Source organism: Nocardia sp. NPDC004123, from assembly GCF_053603795.1.
The window spans coordinates 35,950-49,785 of the sequence record NZ_JBSGGG010000045.1 but is presented as its reverse complement, the minus strand read 5'-3'; the positions used below and the strand labels follow the sequence as shown (position 1 = coordinate 49,785).

Sequence of the window (13,836 nt, the reverse complement as noted above, 5' to 3'; positions counted from 1 at the left end):
CTTCGTCGCGAACAAAGCGATCGAGTATCACAGCGAGGTCAGCACCGGACACACAATGACCTCGGCGTTCGCCGATCGACACCGAACACGATATCGAATCGCCTCTGTACAAATCGAATTCGGTTCCGCGAATCAGGAGGCCGGTGCGGCGATGTCGGCGGGCCGGCTGTGGGCACACAGCTGGCGACCGGATTCCAAACGACGCTTCGGGACACACGTCGGCCGCTGCGACCACAAGCCGACGAGGCCGCTGACTCCCCCCGGCCGCGGCGAGTGCGCCGAGGTACCACACTGCGATCGGGATCGTGTTCCAGTTGCCCTGACTCTTGACCAGTAGCAGGACGATGAGAACACCAACTGCCGCGGTCACGCCGCGGATCCGCGAACGAATGCTGAATCTGCCTCGGACACGCCAGGAACGAACACAGAAGATCAGGCTGACTGCGAGGAGGAGAAGTCTCCGAGAGATGACACCAGCTGCACCACGTGGCCGGAAGCCCCCAGCCACGTGGTGCGCGTGGATCAGCTGCGGATCAAATCCGCGCCTGCCTCGGGCGCAGCATCCAGCGCAGGCCGATCGGCGGCGAGGTCGGAGAACTGCAGGCCCGTGGCTGCAACATCGGCGGGGAGGTCGTCACCCCTGATCGCGGCGGCGCCGACGCGCGCGAGCGCATCACACATCTGGATGCCGTACCCGCCCTGCCCCGCGAACCAGAAGAAGCCGTCACGCTGCGAGTCGAACCCCACCACCGGGATACGGTCACGCGCAAAGCTCCGCAGCCCCGCCCACGACGATCGCACGTGCCGCGCCCGGAGGTCCGTTGCCTCGTTGATGTCGTCTAACGCGCGCGCAATCTTGAGATCGTCGGTCGACACATCGTGCGGAAAGCTCGGCGTCTCATCCGCCGGAGAACAGAGGAACTGATCGCCCTCGGGCTTCAGATAGAAGGTGTCGTCGAGATCGTGGACCATCGGCGTCCCCTTCGGAAGGGTCCCCGTTGGAGAGCCGACACCGAAGATGGTGCGAATCAGCGGCTCGATACCCAACACCCCGGCACCAGCACGGCCGGCGACCTCGTCGGCCCAAGCACCCGCTGCATTGACAACCACCGACGCGGAGACAGTTTCTCCGTCTTCGGTACCGATACGCCACCTGTCCCCCACCCGGACGATCTCCGTGACACGCTGACGTGTACGAATCTGCGCCCCGCGTTCACGCATACCTCGAACGTAGCCCTGGTGCAGCGCGTGGACATCGACCTCCATCGCCCCCGGGTCGACGAGCGCCGCCTCCACTGCCTCCGGCTTGAGAAAGGGAAACATGTCGAGCACCTCTTGCTGCGACAGCATGCGAACCGCCGGCGCAAGGCCACGAACCTCTTCGAAGAACTCCCTCAAACTTCCACCGCGGCCGGGTCGCGCGAAGACGAGGTATGGGATGGGCGTAAGGAGCTCGGCCTCGAAGCATTCCGGTGGATTCGTCAAAAAGGCACGACTGCAGGTGGTGAGCGCTCGAACCTCCATGTTGCCGAAGGTCTCAAGATACACCGCCGCGGATCGGCCTGTGGTGTGGTACGCCAACGTGGACTCTTGTTCGAGTAGGCACACCGACTGGTCGACGGCCAACTCGTATCCGATCGACACACCAGCGATGCCGCCACCGATGACGACGACGTCGAAGTCGCTCGATTGCTGGTCGCTCATCGGCCCTCCACCTGTGCGTCGTGCCTGCCAGCCGCCGAGCAGTGCGGCGAATGTTGTTGGGGAGCGGTGATCCTGTTCATTCAGATCAGAGTGCCCGGCTCGACGTTCGAAAGCTTGTTCATCCCAACAGAGTTGCCGATCGGCAATTTGAGGAATCCGACGAGCGCTCGTGTCAGAGAACACGCAGGATCAACTCTGCGAGCATGCCGGACACCCTGCACCAGGCGGGTGGCGGATTCCGCTGCCGGCGACGCCAGAACCTCCGAAGCCCCCGAAAGGACCCATGACTATCGAACATGCCCCCGGCCAGATCCCCGCGTTCAGCGGTGCTGTGAAGGCTGGCGCTCTCATCACGACCTCTGGCGTCGTCTCCCACTCCGTCCTCGATGGCCGGGGAGCCGATATCACGTTCGAACAGGAAGCGGCAGAAGTGATCGAGAACCTGAAGGAGGCTCTCGAATCGGTCGGCGCCGAACTGTCCCAGGTCATGCGGATAGACGCGTTCCTTTCGGACGCTGGTCTCGCCGCGCGCTGGAACGACGTATTCGTCAGGACTTGGGCGGACCCGCGACCTGCACGATGCACCACCGTCACTGGATTCACCATCCCCGGGGTGCGACTCGAGATTTCCGCCATCGCATCGACTGCGTGATTCGGAACGTGCCGCCCATCCACGTGGGCTGAACTTCGAGACCGGTCCCGTCGAGCACCATCGGGGCCGATCTCGACCTACTCGCTGTCGGCCGCTCCGGTGCAGTCCATGCACTTCGCGATGCGCAGTTGCACGAGTAGGCGGAAGCGAACGTCCGGGTCGTCGAGGTCGAGTTGCATCACTTCACGCACTCTCCGAAGGCGGTAACGGAACGTGTTCTGGTGGACGTGCAGTGCAGCAGACGCTTTCGAGATGTCACCGAACGCCTCGAGCCACTCGAACAGGGTGTCCATGTACTGCTGATCGAGCTTCGAGGGCATCCGAATCGCGCCGAGCGGATCAAGTCCTTCGCCTCGAGCGGTCTCGGAAATAGTCCGCAGGGCATGGTCGACGTACACATCTTCGAATGTGGCCACGCGCTGGTCGCCACGCGCCCTCTTCAGTACACCGAGCGCACGTTCGGCGTCCCGCCGCCCCCTACTCAGATCCTCGGGCCTGGCGGCTGCCCTGCCGATTCCCGCAACAACGCGGAAGCGGTGGCCGATTCGCTTCAGAAAGTCACCTGCCACAGCTCGTGCATACGCCACTGCGTCAGCCTCCCGCTTCCGCGTTGCGAGAATTGCGTAGACGGCCCCATCTATATGGGCTACAGCACTTTTCGGCTGTACTGCTCGAAGGTGGACCGCGAGTGCTTCCGACAACGCAATAAGCCTAGCGTCACCGTCCGGCTCGCGGGAGTCCGTCACAAATCCCACCGCAAGGACCACAGCCGAGCCGGAAGCAAGGTCCAGTTGCTTCGCAGCCTCCTCCGGGTATTCGCCGCAGAGCAATGCCTCCACCCGTTCAGCATGGATGCGTCGTTCGACCTCCTCCAACGACTGCCGTTGAACGAGATGAAGACCCAGCATGTTCGCCGCCTCCCGAAGTGCGCACTCTCGTTCCGGGGTCAGCGGTGCAGAAACGGCGGCCCACATCGAACCCAGGTACCGATCCCCGGATCGAATGGCAATCGCGATTCGCGCAAGTTCCGACTCTACCGCACCGGCAGGAACCCACACGGGCTCTGCACTGGTGCGAAGATGTTGCACGACTCCGCTCCGCTCGAGCATGGCGACGTATCCGCTCGGCACCTTTCGATCGAGCACCGTCGCAATTCTCGCCTGATCAGTCGCTGCTTGCCGGCGAGAGAAGGCGAGCACCTGAAATTCGGCGTCCTCTATGGTGATCGGAGCATCCACCAGGGCTGAGACAGAATCGGCGAACGAGAACAAGTCATTGGCCGCCTCGAATCCCGCGACGCACATCGCTCCCTCCGCAGGGACCGCCGCAAGTAACGTTTGCAGTAGGACGATCAACTGTGTCCACGACACCGACGCCGCCAACACCAGCAACGTCACCCCGGCAGACTCGGCGACCGCCGTGATTTTCGGGTCGAGTGGAACCACGGACCGGATGGCAATTATTCGTACGCCGCGACTACCGAGTGTTCCTATCAGTTCGGCGATCTCAGCGGTAGACCTCTGACCGATGATGAGCACCAATGCGTCACCCGCCGGATCATCTCGCCCGTCTGGGTCGTGGATCACCAATCTGCTCACTTCAGCGGTGCGCGTCAGCCCACCCATCGGAACCTGATTTATCACGTCACCGAGCGCGTCGAGCAGGCGTCCGATGCTGATGCCGGCAGATGCAACCACTTACTCGGCACTCCTCCTCATACGATGCGGCGCGACTCCCGGTGCTGTTCCCGGCTTGTTCGCCGCAAACGACCTGGTACGGCGCGCCGAACGTACCTCGAACTCGACTGCCGTTGCACTACTCAGGACGGTCGATCGACCTGCAACGAGGATCCGCTGTACCGTACTCCGCTAAAGCCCGGCTAGCACAGCGTCGTGGTCCAGGCGGCTCACCCTGCGCCTTCGGCACGCGATCACCAGAACGGTTCTCGCGATCGAGAGTGAGCCGGCACACGATCATTTCGCCGGGGTGGGCGGCGGTTGGTTGATGGTGGTGAAGTACTGGGCCGCGGCCAGGATCGCGACCGGCGCTGTGACCAGGAGCTGGCCCGCGATCGTGCCGAGAGCGCCGACGGCCACGATGCCGCCGAGGCAGCCGATCGCGGCGGCGGGGAGGAAGCCGCCGAACAAGCCCACGATGGCGGCCGATGCGACTGTGGCCCCGGCGATTCCGCCGACAAGGCAACCGACTGCCGCACCACCCAGGCCGCCGACCAAGGTACCGACGGTCGCGCCCATGCTGATGGTGTCGCGCAGGCGGTTCCAGGCGGCTTGCTCCCGGTCGTAGGAGGTCTTCCAGGGTGCCTGGTCCTCGAAGGGCAGGGCGACGGGAGCATAGCGGGCGTACCGCAGGTCGAACTGCGGAGTAAGTGTGGCGGTACGGCCGGCGATGTCGGCGGCGATCGGAAAGACGAAATCGTCTACGCGGAAGGACAATTCGGTTCCAGCCAGGACGGTACCGTCGGCCGCCTTGATCTTGAAGCGTCCGTCTTCGGCGACCATCGATCCCGCGCCGGTGGTGATCACGGTCGAGTGCTCGGTCGTGGTGGCGGTATAGCTGATCGCGTCGATATCGGGGGGTGCGGCGGTCACCGAGCCGACCCCCAGGGTCGTGGCCGCAACGAGCAACGTTGATGCCGTGGCCATTTTCCTCATCAGGTATTCCTTTTCTATCGTCAGCCGAGCTGCTCGGCGAGGGTGGACAGGACGGCGACACAGGCCGTGTCGTCGCCGGTGATGGTGTCTTGCAGGGCATTCCAGAATGTCGTGGTCACCGCCCGGAACCGGGGTGTGACGCAGTCGTCGAATTTCGCGCGCAGCTCCCACGGTGAGAGCGGGTTACCAGGACCACCACGGCCGGTATCGACATCGGCCCGATACTGCCGGCCGTCGCTGTCGGTGCCGACGGCTCTGCTCATGACCCGGTCCGGGAAGGCCGCCGTGGCGTACGGGTCGGCTTCGAAGCGGACCCGCGCGGCGGCGGCGAGAACGGCGTCGCCGGGCGGATCCTCGCCGTCGAAGTCGGCTAGTCCGACCCCAAGGCCGCAGCCGCCGAGCAGGGCGATCGCGACCACCACCGGGCCGGAGAACCGGGCGGCGTATGCCGTGGGCGGAGCGTATTTGGCGGTTTCAGGGAAGGCGATGGTCCGCAGCACCGGCCCGGCCACCCCGATGCGCAGGGTGGCCCCGTGTTCGAGGCGAAATCCCTGCTGCCGCAACTGCAGTGCGGCGTCGATCGACGAGTGGGTGAAGCCGTTGGTGGGATACGGTTTCGTGGTCACCGACTGCACGCGCCACGCCCCGGACGAGTCCGGCGGCCCTCCCACGGTGGCTTCGCCGCCGAGGAACGCGTGTAGGAACCCGAAGCGGCCCTCGAGTGCGGTCGGCGGGGCGGTCGCGCCCGCGGCGGCCAGATCGGTCGCGAGAATGCCTGCGGCCGCAGCGAATCCGGCGTGCATGGGTTTGGTCTGGCCGCCTGTGCGGTTGCCCTCGAGAATCCCGCCGGACAGGGAGGCCGCCGCACCGATGGCGTGGGCGAGCTGTTCGGGCGGTAGCCCGCGCAGCAGACCGGCTGTTACCGCCGCCCCGATCGGGGTGCACACCGCCGTCGGATGGAAGCCTCGCTCGAACAGCACCGAATTTCCGTTCGCCACAGCAGTTTCACCCAGCCAGAGACTCACCTCCTCCCCTACCGCGATGGCGCGCAGCAGCTCTCGCGCGCCCGGACGCGGCAGTTCGCGCGCAACAGCGATAGCCGTCGGCACGATCACGCAAGACGGATGGACCAGCGACGGCGTCTGGGCATTGTCGTAGTCCAGTGCGTGCGCGGCAGTACCCAGCACCATGGCGAAACGACCGGCGTCGCAGCGATTTCGGGTCGCGTGCCGCATGGATTCGACCGGCGCTTCCCCCACTCCGGCCACGGCGACGGCGACCGTGTCGACCAGATGCACACTGGCGGCGGTCAAGGCCGCATCCGACACCTCGGATTTCGCGTAGGCGGCGTGCGCCCAGTCGGCGACCGCCCAGGACAGCTCAGTGGACACCGGCGGCCTCCCCGGGGATCAGCGCCAGCGGCCGGATGGGCGATCCGGTAGCACCGGTGATCCGCAGCGGCACAGCCACATACAGCACTTCGCGCGCGCCGGTTGCGGCCAGTTCCTCGAAGGTCAGCACCTCCATGATGTGCACACCACGTTCCACGAGCAGCACCCCGTGCGCTGGCAGCGCCGCGTGCCCGACGCCAGGCAGGATCTGGTCGGTGGCGATCGTGTCACTGCACACCGCGCGAACCCCGGTATCCGCGAGATATTCCGCGGCCTCGGCGGTAATGCCCGGAACACCGGTCTCGTGGCCGACGTAGGCAGCCGGATCGTGGTAGAGCTGCGGCCAGCCAGTACGAATGAGCGCGACCTCATCCGTTCCGGGCACGGTGTCGCTGAAGGCCGCGCGCAAATGGTCGGCGGTGATGCCGAAGCCGGGTTCGAGCCGGGACACTCCCAACAGTTTCGGGATATCGGCGAGCACGCCCCGGCACAGGAACGGTCGCACGGTGTCCACACCGTGCACCGTGAACGCGCCGCCGACACTGGCCGCATGGGCATCCACACCGCCGAACATCAGACCGTCGATGGCTGCGTGGCACAACGCGTCCAGGTGCGTGCCGACATGTCCGCCGGTGACGATGAGCTCGTTGGCCCCCGAGCCGCCTTGGGCGTTCACGCGGTCACCGTGCCGACGCAGCAGCGCCATCCGGAAGCCTGGATGGCTGGGCGAGCAGGGCATGCCGTTCTCGAGCGGCTGTCCCAGCTCGATGGTGCGCAGACCGCCGAGCAGGGCCTGCAGTGCGGTGATGGAATCGGTTGTGGGGGTGTTCATTTCAGGTCCTCCGAGAATCGGGTGTCGTAGGCCTTGGTGGCGTCGACACTGGTCTTGTTCAACACGGTGGCGACGAATCGGGCCGCCTTGTCGGCCTCGGCGGGGTCGATTGACGCCGTGGGCGGGGTGGCCTTCACAATCGGCTCCCAGCTCAGGGTGAACTGCGGGTCGGTCATCTCCGGGAACCGGGGTCGCAGCAGCGCCGCCGCCAGATCGGGCTGGCTATGGATGAGTGCGTCCGCCTGGTTCAGAGCGCGGGCGAAGCACCGCATCACCGCCTCCTTGCGGCCCATGGTCGCCGTGGACGTGGCGGCCACGCCGTAGAGCAGACCGTCCAGGTCAGGTGCGATACCGGAGGCCAGGCGCAGCATGACTCGGCCGTCACCGCGCTCGGCAGCCACCAACGAGGACGGCGAACCGATGATGTAGGCGTCGACCGAGCCGTTGGCGAAGGCCGCCACCGTCTCCGCCGCACCGCCCGCTGCGACGACCTTCACGTCGGAGTCCGGGTTCATGCCTGCGTGCCGCAGCAGGTACCGCAGCGTCTGGTCGGCCCCGGATCCGGCCGAGGTGACGGCCACTCGCAGCCCGCGCAGCGCGCGCACAGCGGTGTCGAGATCGGCGTTTGCGGGTGGAGCGTAGCGATTCTTCACACCGATATCGGCGGTGTTCCGGTCGGCGGTCGACGCAAAGGCCACCAGCGGCGCGCCCTTCTCGGCGGCGCTGAGGATGGCCGCGAAGGTGGTCAGCGCGACGTCGACGCTGCCGCCCGCCAGTGCCTGGATGGCCTCGGATCCGCCACCCATTTCGACGGTTTCGACCTTCAGGCCCTGGCTTTCGAAGTAGCCCTTGCCCTGCGCAACGTACAGGGCCGCGTATTGCAAGTTGTTCGCGGTGGACTGTCCGATCTTCACGGTCTGCCCGGCGCAGTCGGTGACGGTGGGCCCGCGCCCGGCGCAGCCCGCGACCGCGGACCCGGTCAGTGCCAGTGCGGCCATGACGGCCGCGATTCGGGTTCTGGTTGACATGGCTGATCTCTCATTTCCACCGGGAGCTCAGGCTCTCGGCGCGGCTCACCGCGATATTCAGCAGCAGTGCAACCACCACTAGTACAGCGATGGCGGCGAAGGTGCCTGCGGTGTCGAAGGTGTTGGCGGAGGTCTTGAGCAGATGCCCGAGGCCCTCGTTGGAGGCGGTGATCTCCGAGACCACCGCGCCGAGCAGCGAGTACGGCACGGCCAGCCGCAGTCCGGTCAGGATCCATGACATGGTGTGCGGCAGAATCACTTTGGTCAGCCGCTGCCGCCCGTTGGCTCCCAGGACGGTGACGACGCCGAGCAGTTCGGCATCCGCGTCGCGGGCCCCGGCGAAGGTGTTGTAGAAGACCAGGAAGAAGCACACCAGGGCCGTCATCACGACCTTGGCCTGCAGGCCGATGCCGAACCAGAGGATGAACAGCGGCGCGAGCGCCAGTTTCGGCAGGCTGTTGAGCGCGATGATGAACGGGTTTAGTACATCGCCGAGGAATCGGATGCGGCCCAGCAGGAATCCGGCGACGATCCCGGCTGCGGAGCCCAGTAGCAGGCCGATGGCCATGGCGAGCAAAGTGGCTCGGGCATTGCCGGCGAGGGTGCCGTCGCGGGTCCATTCAAGCAGCCGTTCCCCGATGGCCTGGGGCGAGGAGACCCAAAACGGATCGATCACGGGGCCCGACAGGCCCTGCCAGGTGCCTAGGACCGCGACGACGATCAGGATCCGGGCGGTGTACACCACCAGGCGGTAGGTTCGTCGCTTGCGACGGTAGCGGGCGTCGGATTCGTCGGTGCTCGGGGCGGGCACGATGGTTCGAGCGGCGGCCAGGGTGCTCATGCCGGTACTCCCATTTCGACCTCGGGACTCAGTGCCGCCCACAGGGTTTCGTGCAGGCGCGCGTATTCCGGGTCGAAACGCGCGGTGCGGACGTCACGCGGGCGCGGCAACGTGACCGGCGCGTCGAGCAGGACACGGCTGGGTCGCGCGCTCATCACCAGGACCCGGTCGCCGAGCGCGATCGCCTCGCCCAGATCGTGGGTGATGAACAGCACCGTAGCCTCGGTACGGGCCCGCAGCCCGAGCAGTTCGTCCTGGAGCACGGTGCGCAATTGGCTGTCGAGCGCGCCGAACGGTTCGTCGGCGAGGATGACCTCCGGTTCGTACACCAGGGTGCGGGCGAGGGTAACGCGTTTGCGCATGCCGCCCGAGAGCTGACGCGGGTAGGCGTCCCCGAAGCCGGCCAGTCCGACCAGGTCGAGCACTTCGTCTGTGCGCCTGTCGGTTTCGGCCCTGCCGACGCCACGCAACTCCAAGGGCAGTCGCACGTTGGCGCGCACGGTGCGCCAGGGCAGCAGATTGTCCTTCTGGGTGACGTAGCCGACGCGGGTATTGGCTCCCGCCACCGGTTTTCCGTCGTAGAGGACCTGGCCGCGGCTGGGTTCGAGCAGGCCCGCAACCATATTGAGCAGCGTGGACTTGCCGCAACCGCTGGGGCCGACGACGCAGCAGAACTGTCCCCGTGGGATGGACAGCGACAGTCCGTCGATGGCCCGGAAGGAGCGTCCGGCGCCCCGGAATGTCATGGCGACATCGGTGAATTCGATCAATGCCGGAGACCGGTCCGGCTCGGGGTGGTCACTCATGGTCACGACCTTGTGCACTGGAGTGGTGGATACGGTGCGGCCCATTCGAGGGTCAGCCGCGCCGCCGCGACGACCGGCTGGTCGACGAAGGTGCCGTCGCCCAGGGCGAATCCGCCCGATCGGGCGTCCGCCGCGGCGACGATGCGCCGCGCCTGGTCGATCTCGGCGGGCGCGGGTTGGAATGCCTCGGCGATGACGGGCAGTTGGGCGGGATGGATGGCCGAGCGGCCACGCATACCCAACCGGCGGCCGCGCAGACAAGACTCACGCAGTCCCGCAGCATCTTTCACATTTCCGAAGACAGCCATCCCCGGTGCCGGCAGCTGCGCGGCCGCAGCAGCCACGACGATTCGGCTGCGCGCCCAGGCCAGCCCATCTTCCTCGAAGGTGCCGAGCTCGGCCCGCAGGTCTCCCTCCCCCAACGAGATCGCGGCGACGCCAGGTGCCGAGGCGATGAGGTAGGCGTTCTCGACGCCGATAGCGGTTTCGATCAGGCAGTGGAATCCGGACTGCGACCCCCCCGCGCGGGCGATGCGGGCGGCAGCTTCGATATCGGCGGGCGATTCGACCAGCGGCAGCCGAATCCCGTCGAGTGCGGGCGATCCGGCGATGGCGTCGAGATCACGCCGCCCTGCCTCGGTGTGGACATTGTTGATCCGCACGTGAATTTGCGTTTCCCGCGCCCCCCGATCGGCCGCCGCGAGGAATTCGGCCACGCTCGCGCGGGCCTGGGTCTTGCGCGACTCGGCGACCGCGTCCTGCAGGTCCAGCACTACCACCGCCGCGCCGGAGACCATGGCCTTGACCATCCGGTCCGGCCGGTCGCCGGGGACATACAGCCAGGTACCCGGGTATCTCATGCCACCACACCGGCTTCGCGCCAGGTGCGGATCTGCTCGTTGGAGAAGCCGAGCGAGCCCAGCACCGCGTCGGTGTCCGCGCCCGGCGCCCGCCCGGCCCAGCGGACCGCACCCGGGGTCTCCGACAGCCGGAACAGCACATTCTGCATGGCCACCGTGCCGAGGTCAGGATCAGGCAATCGCACGATGGTCTCCAACGCCTTGTACTGCGGATCGCCGAAGATGTCGGCGATGTCGTAGACCGGGGAGATCGCGGCCTGGGCCTCGGTGAAGGCCTCGATCACCGCCGCGCCGTCGCGGTCGGCGATCCAGGCGGCCACCGCGCCGTCGACCTCATCGACGTGCTGGACGCGGCCGTACCCGCTGGCGAACCACGGCTGCTCTACCAGATCCGGGCGGCCCACCAGGGTCATCACGCGTTCGGCGATGGATTGAGCGCTGGTCGATACCGCCAGCCAGCGGCCGTCGCGGGTGCGGTAGATATTGCGGGGGGCATTGTTGTCCGACCGGTTCCCGGTGCGACGCGGCACCGTACCGAGCGCATCGTAGGTGGTGATCTGCGCGCCCAGCATCATGAGAATGGGTTCGATGATGGCCAGGTCGACCACCTGGCCCCGCCCGGTACGCTCCCGCTGACCCAGCGCCACCATGATCGCGAAACCCGTTGCCAACCCGGCGATTCCGTCGGCAAGCGCCAGCGGCGGCAGGGTCGGCGGCCCGTCCGGCTCTCCGGTCATGGCGGCGAACCCGCTCATGGCCTCGGCCAGGGTGCCGAATCCGGGCTCGTGCGAGCGGGGCCCGAACTGCCCGAAGGCGGTGACACGGGCGATCACCAGCCTCGGATTGATCTCGTGCAGCACCTCCGGTCCGAGGTTCCAACGCTCCAGGGTGCCGGGTCGGAAGTTCTCGATCAGCACATCGGCATCGGCTAGCAGGGCCCGCGCGATGGCCTGCCCCTCCGCCGCCGACAGGTCCACACCGATCGGGCGCTTGTTGCGGCCCAACTGTTTCCAGACCAGACCCACCCCATTCTTGCTCGCGCCGTGACCCCGGCTGGGATCGCCACGACGCGGGTGTTCGATCTTGACAACGTCGGCGCCGAAGTCCGCCAGCATCGTTGCCGCCAGTGGCCCGGCAAACAGAGTCGCCGCATCCACCACCTTCAGTGACTCAAGACACATCATGGCACTAACTTATAAGTTATAAAATGAAACGTCAAGGGGCCGCTGCGAGCACTACGATCAGGACGGACAGCGGCATGAAAGCAGGAGGTTCGATTCGATGGCACGGCGCAGCGCGAACGCCGTGACTCGAACGGCGTCAACCGCCACCGGGTCCACCGGTCCCGACATGACGTACGCCACGGTCAGGCCCCCGGGCAGCCGCGCGGGCTACGTACAGGAGGTGTTGCGGTCGAAAATCCTCAGCGGCGCAATGCCTCCCGGCATGCCGATCCTGCAAGACAAGGTTGCCGAGCGGCTCGGCGTCTCTATCACCCCGGTGCGAGAGGCCCTACACAATCTCGAATCGGTCGGATTGGTCGTCTACGAACCGAATTTCGGCGCCAAGGTAGCCATACACGCCGCCGACGACATGGAGGAGCTCTACCTGTTGCGCGCCACCGTCGACGGCCTGGCTGCCCGCCTGGCGGCTACCTCTATCTCCCCCGCCAAGCTGGCCCGCCTCCACGACATCCACCGGGAACTGCGAGCAGCCCTGCAGCTCGGCGACGCCGGCCGCATGTCCGCCGCCAGCCGCGAGTTCCACGCCCAGATCGCCCGCGCCGGTTGACGCTCCATCATCGCCCGCCACCTGCAATGGATCTGGGAAAGCCACCCCATCCCCATCGAGCAATCGGTTTGGTCGAACCTGAAAGTCGCCGAGCAGGCGGTGGAATCCCACGCCCGGCTAGTGGCCTTACTCGAAGCTGGGGACGCTGCAGGCGCCGAAAACCATATGGTGCAACAAGTCCAGCTCGCAGCTTCAGCCGGCCTGGTCTCAATACACCAGCGCGCGAACCGGGCAGCAATCTGAGCACCGAGCGACGAACCGCGATCCTGGCGTGAGTTCGATATGGCGATCGTTGCGAGACCAGGATGCGCCCCTCACACGCCCAACTCGCCCCGCTGCTGGCCCGGCGAGCCTTCTCAGCAACCAACACGGCCCGCTCAGGTGAACCGTCACGCGTAAGGGACCGGCTTCGGTTTCAGACCAGCGCCGGTCGGCGTGGCGATTGTTGAGAGTAGAACGCGGCTTCGTACTCGGCCACGGTCATCCGGACTGTCGCCCCGTCAAGTGCGACAACTGCGACCGGTTGGGCCGCCCCGTTGACCACTACAGCAACCAGGGTTTGTCGCAGGCCAGCCGTCTGCTCATACCGCATACCGCTCCGACCGAAGCCGTTGACACGGCCAGCGTCCACGTTGTCGGTAAACGATCATGGGCTCAAGGGATCGCTGCATCACCGCGTGGATGATCATGTCAGCGTGGAGGTTTGGGTGCGGGACTTCGGAATGTCGGCTGCTCGCCAGGACGAGTTGTGACGCCGGTGGCGGGCTGGCGAATCGTTCAGTGCGATAGCTCGATCCCTCGAGATGCCGCTGCAACACGTCCGGCGGTTCCTCTTGCAGACAAGAGGGATCCGCAGGCCTCCATCACGGCGACGCATCCATTACTTGACGATGGCTGAGTGAGAGAAGATATCTCGCGGCCTGGCAAGGGGTCGGTCTGCCCGGGAGATGGCCGCCGGAAATCGCCGGCCACAAGGCCATCACCGCGGCGACAGGCACACCGATCTACCTGTGCAAACCTCGAAGCCCGTGGCAACGCGGCACCAACGAGAACACCAATCGCCTACTGCGCCAATACCTGCCGAAGAATGCCGACCTGCGCCGCTGGAGCCAAAGCGACCTCGACACCATCGCCCACGAACTCAACCACCGCCCCCGCAAGATCCACGGCTACCGCAGTCCTGCCGAGGTCTACGCTGACCACCTGAACAGCGGTGACGCACTGACCGTTTGAGCCCGCCATCGTTTACCGACACTGGC

General features: G+C 66.3%; 12 protein-coding genes and 1 pseudogene. 3 read left to right on the top strand and 10 right to left on the bottom strand.

All coding sequences use genetic code 11. The annotated features are described in order from the left end of the window. Window positions 1-522: 522 nt before the first annotated feature. Window positions 523-1,704 (bottom strand): NAD(P)/FAD-dependent oxidoreductase, encoded by a 1,182-nt coding sequence (locus ACWEQQ_RS42985; RefSeq protein ID WP_452352286.1) that lies wholly within the window; start codon window positions 1,702-1,704, stop codon window positions 523-525. Window positions 1,705-1,987: 283 nt separating this feature from the next. Between ACWEQQ_RS42985 and ACWEQQ_RS42980 the strand changes: the two genes are divergently transcribed. Further along, window positions 1,988-2,356, top strand: a complete 369-nt coding sequence (locus ACWEQQ_RS42980; protein WP_452352285.1) for a RidA family protein — start codon at window positions 1,988-1,990, stop codon at window positions 2,354-2,356. Window positions 2,357-2,433: 77 nt separating this feature from the next. Here ACWEQQ_RS42980 and ACWEQQ_RS42975 read toward each other — a convergent pair whose 3' ends face one another. From ACWEQQ_RS42975 to ACWEQQ_RS42935, 9 genes are all read right to left on the bottom strand, one after another. Continuing rightward, a complete protein-coding gene (locus tag ACWEQQ_RS42975; protein WP_452352284.1) occupies window positions 2,434-4,053 on the bottom strand; it encodes a PucR family transcriptional regulator in 1,620 nt (539 codons plus the stop codon). A 276-nt stretch (window positions 4,054-4,329) separates the two neighbouring features. After that, a complete protein-coding gene (locus tag ACWEQQ_RS42970) occupies window positions 4,330-5,028 on the bottom strand; it encodes a hypothetical protein (RefSeq protein ID WP_452352283.1) in 699 nt (232 codons plus the stop codon). A 20-nt stretch (window positions 5,029-5,048) separates the two neighbouring features. Continuing rightward, window positions 5,049-6,419, bottom strand: coding sequence for an MmgE/PrpD family protein (locus tag ACWEQQ_RS42965; RefSeq protein ID WP_452352282.1), 1,371 nt, complete (start codon window positions 6,417-6,419; stop codon window positions 5,049-5,051). After that, window positions 6,409-7,251, bottom strand: coding sequence for a cyclase family protein (locus ACWEQQ_RS42960; protein WP_452352281.1), 843 nt, complete (start codon window positions 7,249-7,251; stop codon window positions 6,409-6,411). The genes ACWEQQ_RS42965 and ACWEQQ_RS42960 overlap by 11 nt, the downstream gene beginning before the upstream one ends. After that, entirely contained in the window at window positions 7,248-8,279 is a 1,032-nt protein-coding gene (locus ACWEQQ_RS42955) for an ABC transporter substrate-binding protein (RefSeq protein ID WP_452352280.1), read from the bottom strand. Before ACWEQQ_RS42955 ends, ACWEQQ_RS42960 begins: the two co-directional genes overlap by 4 nt. A 10-nt stretch (window positions 8,280-8,289) precedes the next feature. Beyond that, on the bottom strand, window positions 8,290-9,120 hold the full coding sequence (locus ACWEQQ_RS42950) for an ABC transporter permease (protein WP_452352279.1): 831 nt from the start codon (window positions 9,118-9,120) through the stop codon (window positions 8,290-8,292). Further along, on the bottom strand, window positions 9,117-9,926 hold the full coding sequence (locus ACWEQQ_RS42945; RefSeq protein WP_452352278.1) for an ABC transporter ATP-binding protein: 810 nt from the start codon (window positions 9,924-9,926) through the stop codon (window positions 9,117-9,119). Before ACWEQQ_RS42945 ends, ACWEQQ_RS42950 begins: the two co-directional genes overlap by 4 nt. Before the next feature lie 2 nt (window positions 9,927-9,928). Continuing rightward, window positions 9,929-10,786, bottom strand: a complete 858-nt coding sequence (locus ACWEQQ_RS42940) for an HpcH/HpaI aldolase/citrate lyase family protein (protein WP_452352277.1) — start codon at window positions 10,784-10,786, stop codon at window positions 9,929-9,931. Continuing rightward, window positions 10,783-11,970, bottom strand: coding sequence for a CaiB/BaiF CoA transferase family protein (locus tag ACWEQQ_RS42935; protein WP_452352276.1), 1,188 nt, complete (start codon window positions 11,968-11,970; stop codon window positions 10,783-10,785). The genes ACWEQQ_RS42940 and ACWEQQ_RS42935 overlap by 4 nt, the downstream gene beginning before the upstream one ends. Window positions 11,971-12,136: 166 nt before the next feature. Here ACWEQQ_RS42935 and ACWEQQ_RS42930 point away from each other — a divergent pair, with 166 nt between their 5' ends. Together ACWEQQ_RS42930 and ACWEQQ_RS42925 are read left to right on the top strand one after the other, a co-directional pair. Further along, entirely contained in the window at window positions 12,137-12,577 is a 441-nt protein-coding gene (locus ACWEQQ_RS42930) for a GntR family transcriptional regulator (protein ID WP_452352275.1), read from the top strand. A gap of 957 nt (window positions 12,578-13,534) precedes the next feature. Beyond that, a pseudogene (locus ACWEQQ_RS42925) lies at window positions 13,535-13,810 on the top strand (IS30 family transposase); the annotation flags it as partial. Window positions 13,811-13,836: the final 26 nt, after the last annotated feature.

Bases quoted from the DNA above. Each gene is read 5' to 3' on its own strand.
- ACWEQQ_RS42985 (WP_452352286.1), bottom strand. From the start codon at position 1,704: ATGAGCGACCAGCAATCGAGCGACTTCGACGTCGTCGTCATCGGTGGC.
- ACWEQQ_RS42980 (WP_452352285.1), top strand. From the start codon at position 1,988: ATGACTATCGAACATGCCCCCGGCCAGATCCCCGCGTTCAGCGGTGCT.
- ACWEQQ_RS42970 (WP_452352283.1), bottom strand. From the start codon at position 5,028: ATGAGGAAAATGGCCACGGCATCAACGTTGCTCGTTGCGGCCACGACC.
- ACWEQQ_RS42960 (WP_452352281.1), bottom strand. From the start codon at position 7,251: ATGAACACCCCCACAACCGATTCCATCACCGCACTGCAGGCCCTGCTC.
- ACWEQQ_RS42955 (WP_452352280.1), bottom strand. From the start codon at position 8,279: ATGTCAACCAGAACCCGAATCGCGGCCGTCATGGCCGCACTGGCACTG.
- ACWEQQ_RS42950 (WP_452352279.1), bottom strand. From the start codon at position 9,120: ATGAGCACCCTGGCCGCCGCTCGAACCATCGTGCCCGCCCCGAGCACC.
- ACWEQQ_RS42945 (WP_452352278.1), bottom strand. From the start codon at position 9,926: ATGAGTGACCACCCCGAGCCGGACCGGTCTCCGGCATTGATCGAATTC.
- ACWEQQ_RS42940 (WP_452352277.1), bottom strand. From the start codon at position 10,786: ATGAGATACCCGGGTACCTGGCTGTATGTCCCCGGCGACCGGCCGGAC.
- ACWEQQ_RS42935 (WP_452352276.1), bottom strand. From the start codon at position 11,970: ATGATGTGTCTTGAGTCACTGAAGGTGGTGGATGCGGCGACTCTGTTT.
- ACWEQQ_RS42930 (WP_452352275.1), top strand. From the start codon at position 12,137: ATGACGTACGCCACGGTCAGGCCCCCGGGCAGCCGCGCGGGCTACGTA.